This window comes from Wolbachia endosymbiont of Mansonella perstans (genome assembly GCF_020278605.1).
GTDB lineage: Bacteria > Pseudomonadota > Alphaproteobacteria > Rickettsiales > Anaplasmataceae > Wolbachia.
Map to the genome: position 1 here is coordinate 1 of NZ_JACZHU010000090.1, position 3,803 is coordinate 3,803.

Sequence of the window (3,803 nt, forward strand, 5' to 3'; positions counted from 1 at the left end):
CCTTTTTGATAACCGATGGAGATTCCTTCTTGTCTGCCTCTTTCTTACCCCACTTAACACCCTCATCAAATTTTTAAGCAAAAGCAACTATCTCATCTGTTATGCGTTTTTTCATTTGTTCATATGCCAGTAATCCTTCTTCCGACCAACTAAACTTATTCACCTCTTCATAAGCTCGTTTTATTTACGTCACTACCTACTATTTTATCTAGGTACTCTCCCCTTGTTTCTGCTACATATCGCAAAAAATAACACCACTTTTCTACTATACTTTCCAGTTAATATTCTTCCGCCTTTGTAAATTTTAGTAGTTCAATGAATACGAAATAGGAGTTCTTTAAGTCATGTTCATTGGTATTTTCACCCCGAATAGTATGATTTGATTTGTACTTAGCCTTATCTGGAAAATAACACAATCAGCAACAGCTATGAAGATAATTTCCTTGAGTTTATGATAATCATCACCTTGATCTGCTTGACTTGAGTAAGCTTTAGCAGCATAATATTGAGCGCGCTTTCTAAGCCTTTGGTCTTAGTAAACTACATTTCTATAATATACCTAGAACCTTGAGAGTCCTTACAAAAAACATCGACAATACTCTGCTTTTTAGCGGCAATTTCAGGGTCCAAAATGGTAGCTAAAAATCCAACGTCCTGAATTGCAGCTAAGCCAGCAAAGCCTAAAATATCATTTAAGAAATGAATAAGAATATCTTTATTCTTTTCAGTATCAAATACTTTTTTAAAGGCATAAAAATACCTTAAAAAGCATTAAAGTTATGCACTATTTCTTACAAATATTCAATCTTTTTGTTTTGGATGTGTTAAAAACAAGTGGCCTTGTGATTAGCAAAACCAGCTGATACTGGGCTTAATGCCAATTGGCTACATATACGTGACATCATTTATTGTGTTTCGTCACAATTGGCACAAGAAATTTATTAGATAGAGAAAAAAAGGTAAAAGAACCCTTGGCCATTACCTGTTTTTAGTATTGGCGTTTCTTTAAGTCTTAAACGCTACAATTTAGCGGCTTTTAAACTGCAACAGACCCTCAGTTTAAGCGCTAAGAAACTGACTAAGCAGAAAAAAGGCAAAAGAAAATCCCGTGGTAGAAGTTACCCACTCTTTAATCCTAAAAATTGGCATACTATATTGTCTTAAACGGCTTATAAGCACGTTTCAGTTTGCACAGGAAAAATCTAGAAGTCTAGGTGAAATTAATAAAGATGTAAGGTGTACATAGTGCAAAAAATTAAACACAAGAGACCAACCATAATACCCTTGCCGTTTAATCTGCACAGATGAAGATAACGGGATATCTCCAATCTTGATAATTGAGCTGTAGGAATTTGTCAAGTAGTTTTTTTCACTTCTATTGTTCCCCTATCCATTCTGAAAAGTTATTATCTTTTCATCTTCTCAACCAAACAATACCTACTCATGTCACTTATCTATTTTCTATTCCACCAGAGGCAGATGCGACCAATCTGGTAAATAGGTATTTGTTGGAGTAGAAATTATTTTGTGATTCCTCTTTACTAAGTCTACCGAATATAGTTTAGAATCGCTTGGTGATTCTGTTTTTGTAAAGATGATTCCCCTGCCATTTGGTAGTCATGCTGAGGATTCGATTTTATATCCCTCTGAAAGTAGACGTTCTTCTTTGCCATCTGGCTTCATAATTCCTATGTAAAATTCCCCAATTGGATCTTTGTAAAAGCTATAATATCCCCATTTGGCGACCAAATAGGTGTAGCGTACTTTCCACTTCCAAAACTAATTCTCTTAGGCTTTTTATTCTTTATTAGTAAAATCGATGATACATAGTTGCTGACTTCCACTCACATCAGAACTAAAGACCACATATTTCTGATCTGGAGAAAAAGAGAGAGAAGTGCTTATATCTAAACTTCTAGTGATTTTTTTTTGCGCTTACTGTTCAAATCTAGAGACAATATATTTGCTTTACCATTAGATGAGTGGGAGATCAAAAGAGATTTTCCATCAGGAGAAAATTTCGGAGCAGAGATTACTTCCTCGAAAGCACTAATTATTGACTCAATATTGTCTTTCAGATTCTTCAATATTACGTAGCTTCTACCATCCAGATATTAGATGTAAATAATATTATCCCCACTTGGTGCAAACCTTGGTGTTGACACAAATTTGTTGCCATTTGTTAAGTATTTTATACCACTTCCATCTTGATTCATAACAGCAATTCTGCGTATGGATTTGTAATTACTATCTTTTTCTTCAGCTATGTACGCTATCTTCGTGTTAAAATGCCCTTTCTTATCAGTTAATCTATCATGTATCGCATCTGAAACAAAATGGGCAATTTTTCTCTAATCTTTTGCTGAAAAAACAACCGAATGAGTAAATAACTCCCTTTTTGTAAAAGAATCACACAAGTGTAACGATAACCCTAAGGCTTTATCTGATACTCCACTTAAACTCACTGTAGCCAACGTATCGCCCCATGGTTTGTACAGCGCGATTTTAGCTTCTGTACCACGTTTTACATTAAAATAAGATACAATTGGATAAACTTGTCTCAATTATCTTTGTGATGCTTTCGCTTAACTCACTCCCCAGCTCTGTTTTGCATGCACATTTTAGACACAACAAGGCTAATATTACCAACAGTGTTTTCTCTTATGTCAACATACAAAGCAGCTTTAGCAAAATAAGGAGGAAATAACGAAAGAAGTAATGTTAGCTGAACGAGCATTCATTCATTTCATACTTGTTCTATTTGGACTTTAATTATAGGCCTTTTTAGTAAATATTCCTTTAAGATACTGAATATCGAACTCTCAATCTTATTTCTTATTTTTTTTGTTGACTGTAAACTAAACGCTGACTCAACTGTTTTTATAATCCTCTGTATAATAGCTGCATCTTCTGACGCTTCGAAAACACCAGGCGCAAATATCTTTGGTTTGGCAAGCAATTTATTTTTCTTGTTGACAATTGCTGTCACTACAACAGCTCCAGCATCTCTCATTCTCTTACGCATTTTTATAACACTACTCTCTGGATAACGTAGCAACAGACCGTCAACACCAAAGTAGTCAACATCAATTGAATCAACCTTTTCCCCGCTTTCTAAATTAACGATATCACCTGGTGCAACCATTATTGCTTTTTCCACACCGCACTCTTTAGCAAATTTTACATGAGCATGCGTGTGAATATACTCACCATGAACTGGAATAGACATTCTAGGTTTTACCAAAGAATACATTTCCCTTAGCTCTGCTTTTACTGGATGTCCAGAGGCATGAACATGCTCCATTTTATCAATGATAACCTCTATGCCCATTTCGATAAAGGCATTGAACATACTGTGTGCACGAGTTTCATTGCCAGGAATGATTTTTGACGAAAAAATCACTGTATCACCCTGTTGCATTTTAAATGCATGATGATTCTTATTAGCAAGTTTTGAGGTTGCTGCCATCAGCTCGCCTTGGCAACCAGTGCAGATCAATAATAGCTTTTCTCTTGGTAAATCTGCCACGTCTTTTGCTTCACAAAATTCAACAGAATTGGTTAAATACCCACTATCTTGTGCAACTTTTACTATTCTCCATAAAGACCTTCCAAGTAGAACTACTTTTCTGCCCAGCACCTTTGCAGCTTGGCTTATTGTTTCAATCCGCGCTAAGTTTGAAGCAAAAAGCGACACAGCAACTAGCTTTTTAGATCGCCTTATTATGTTATAAATATTGCTATAAATCTCACCTTCTGATTCAGGATTATGTCTGCTCAATATGTTCGTTGAATCGCAAATT

1 protein-coding gene and 2 pseudogenes are annotated in these 3,803 nt (G+C 35.4%); all 3 read right to left on the reverse strand.

Annotated elements, in window-relative coordinates:
* A pseudogene (locus IHO13_RS04705) lies at positions 1-753 on the reverse strand (Rpn family recombination-promoting nuclease/putative transposase); the annotation flags it as partial.
* 708 nt (positions 754-1,461) lie between these two features.
* A pseudogene (locus tag IHO13_RS04710) lies at positions 1,462-2,737 on the reverse strand (protein TolB).
* Positions 2,738-2,746: 9 nt separating this feature from the next.
* Positions 2,747-3,803, reverse strand: a 1,057-nt coding sequence (locus IHO13_RS04715) for a ribonuclease J (RefSeq protein ID WP_225538505.1), incomplete at its 5' end; no start/stop codon positions are given.